Source organism: Dactylosporangium siamense, from assembly GCF_016862795.1.
Lineage (GTDB): Bacteria > Actinomycetota > Actinomycetes > Mycobacteriales > Micromonosporaceae > Dactylosporangium > Dactylosporangium siamense.
In genome coordinates this window covers 1-2,421 of the sequence record NZ_BONQ01000248.1, presented here as the reverse complement: position 1 = coordinate 2,421, position 2,421 = coordinate 1, and the positions used below count along the sequence as shown (strand labels likewise).

Here is a 2,421-nt window from a genome sequence, read left to right as displayed (position 1 = left end):
CTCGCTTGAACCCGGTCGTGCCGACCCCGTCGTACAGGCCGGTTTTGCGGCCGAGTTCGTCGTACTTCGTGGTCGTGCTGCTGCCTGGACGTGCGTCGGTGACCGTGGTCGGCCGACCGGCCAGGTCGAAGCTGGTGTTGATGGTGCCCTTGTCCGGGTCGGTGGTGGAGACGACCTGGCCGAGCAGGTTGTAGTTGGTGGTCCAGGTGTTGCCGGACTGGTCGGCCGTGGTCCGCAGCCGGTCAAGGAGATCGTAGGAATAGGTGGTGGCGTGGTAGCTGCCGGTGGGGGTGCTGCCGAGGTATTGGCGTAGTTCGGTGGTCTTGCCGCGGCCGTTGACGTAGGTGGTAGTGGGGGTGCCGCCGGCGGGTGGCGTGACGGTGGTGAAGTTGCCGTCGTACGCGGTGGTGGTCTGCCACTGCAGGGTGTTGACGGAGTACAACGCGTCGATGGTCTGCCGACCGAGGCTGTCGTAGGTGTAGCGGTGCTGGTTCTTGACACCAGGGTCGGTGTCGTTGAACCCGGCGAGCGCGGCCGCCGGCGCGTTCACGTTCCAGAACGTGGTGGTTTTGCCGGTGAGGCCACGTCCGTCGTACTGGGTGTCGGTGACGATCCGGCCGCCGTTGGCCTGCGGGGCCTGGCTCTGGTGTTGCCGTTGCCGCAGGTTGCCGTCGTACACGTCGTAGCTGGTGATCCCGTTGCCGTTCGGGCCCAGCACGGTCGTGGCGATCGAGGTCGGCGACGGCGCAGCGACGGTCCACAACGTGTACACGTAGTGGGAGTCCGGCGTGCCGGTGGCTGTGCGGTTGAGCCACACGTCGGTGCGCCGGCCCAGCGGGTCGTAGACCGCCGTGGTGGTCTTGTTGTTGGCATCCTTGATCGCGACTGGTACGCCGCGGGCACCGTCCGACGTGATGGTCGTGGCGTGCCCGAGCGGATTGGTCGTCACGGTCGTGACAACCGGAGCGTCCACGGCGGGGGTGTACTGGATCGTGGTTTTGTGGGCGTTGTCGTTCATCGGGTCACGGGTCCATACGACCCGGCCGTAGCTGTCGTAGCCGGTGTTGGTGGTGTTCTGCCAGCTCAGGACCGGGCTCATCGGCACGCTGTAGTCGACGTTGCTCAGCGCGTCGACCTTGGTCACGAGGCCCTGGCCGACTGGACCGGTGCCGGTGGTGTTGCCGTCGTAGTAGGTGAACGTCCCGCCCTGGTAGTGGCCGGGCCCATACACGTTGCAGTAAGTCTGCAGGGTCTGCCGCTGGTAGTTGACGTGGTAGCGGCCGCTGCTCGGGTCGACACTGCGGTCGGCGTAGGTGATCTCGGTGCAACGGTCGTCGGTCGAGTCGGCCTCGTCACCGTAGTCGCGGATCAGGGTCGGCAGGGTGTAGCTGTCCGTGGTGGTGGTGGTCTTCGTCCACCGCCACCCCTCGACCCCCGCCGGGCTGGTGGTGTGGGTGCGAGTGCGGACCTCGGTCTCAGCGAAATTGTTCGCGACCAGGTTCCCCATCCCGTACGCCAGGTCTCGCATCGCGACGGTGCCGTAGCCGTAGCTGTGCAACGTCGAGGAGTACGCCAGCCCACCCGGACGGAACGACGTCTCCTCCCGCAGCTTCCCACGCAGCACGTTGACATCGGTCGTGGTGCCCTGCGAGTCGGTGATCGTGGATGCGCGAGCACCACCGGTGTCGCTGGCCCGGTCACCGTTCAAACCGCGGTAGTACAGCGACGAGGACACCGACTGCGTGCCGCCGACCGGCCCGGTCGTGGTGGTGACATCGGTGTAGCCACGCCAGTCCGACCACGACCGCCGCGACAGCGGCGACGTCTCGTTCGCATCATGGCCCCACAACACATTCGTCGAGGAATGCGTCAGGCTGTAGGTGTAACTCGTCAACACCGGCAGCGCGGTCGCATCAGCCAGGTCCGATTGCTGCACCGCGGTCACCACATATTTGTGGAACCAGCCGAACCCCGCCGTGCCGCCCTCCGGTGACCAGTACTGCGGGAAACACCGATAGATGTTGTTGTTCGCGTTGCCCTCGGGGATGCTCGTCGGGCTGCAGTCCGTTCCGGCGTAGTACACCGTCACCAGACCACCGGTGCCGTTCTCGATGCTGCCCAGCCGGAACCGGCGCAGCTTCAGCACACCAGCAGCGAGGTTGTAGTCGACCCGGTTGTCCAACGCGCCACCACCGAACGCCATCGGCGGCTCCGACAACGAAGTGCTGCCCTTGAACCCGGTGTGCTGCAACCCCTCCAACCACAACGCCGCCGGACTGGCATCACCCGGATTCAGGAAGTCATGATCGAGGGTCCACCGGTCGACGTTCTGGTAGGTGGGCGGGTTGGTGGCCGCATCCGTCAGCACCTTCGTGGTGACTGATGCCAGCGACCACTGCATGAAGTGCGCCGGGCTGGTCT

1 protein-coding gene is annotated in these 2,421 nt (G+C 65.9%); it reads right to left on the bottom strand.

Annotation, left to right across the window (positions count from 1 at the left end; translation table 11 throughout):
- The coding region (locus tag Dsi01nite_RS56740) for an RHS repeat domain-containing protein (protein WP_203854859.1) at positions 1 to 2,421 on the bottom strand (2,421 nt) is incomplete at both ends.